The sequence below is a fragment of the Achromobacter sp. Marseille-Q0513 genome (assembly GCF_018195695.1).
Lineage (GTDB): Bacteria > Pseudomonadota > Gammaproteobacteria > Burkholderiales > Burkholderiaceae_B > Achromobacter.
On sequence record NZ_JAGTJY010000566.1, the window covers coordinates 1 to 412 of the forward strand.

At 60.7% G+C, this 412-nt stretch carries 1 pseudogene; it reads left to right on the top strand.

From position 1 onward, the window contains the following. Nucleotides 1-144, top strand: a pseudogene (locus KDH83_RS32770) (VOC family protein); the annotation flags it as partial. Nucleotides 145-412: the final 268 nt, after the last annotated feature.

A 412-nucleotide genomic window follows, 5' to 3' on the forward strand; every position in this document is an offset into this window, starting at 1 on the left:
GCGCAGGCACGTCGCATCTTCGAGGCATTGGCCGATGGGGGCCAGATCGCCATGCCATTCGATGCAACGTTCTGGTCTCCGGGCTTCGGTATAACGGACAGATTCGGAATCCCGTGGATGATTTACGTTGAAGTCGTAAGCTGACGCAATAGGTTTGCGTGCGATCCCCCACAATGCCGTCCAGCGGCATGGGGGCTTGGATACACTTGACCACGACCAAGGGCGCCTGCGGTACAGCAGGGCGCTGGCACTGCGGATAGATCTTCGCTAGGACGTGCCGCAATCAGGTTGACCCGGCAGCGTGATGCGCGTTCCGCGCAACAGCCGCGGTGTACCCGGATAGACATTGAAGGGTTCGATCTTGCGGCCATCCACTTGCGCATCTTCGACCCGATGGCGCACGGTGCCGGTC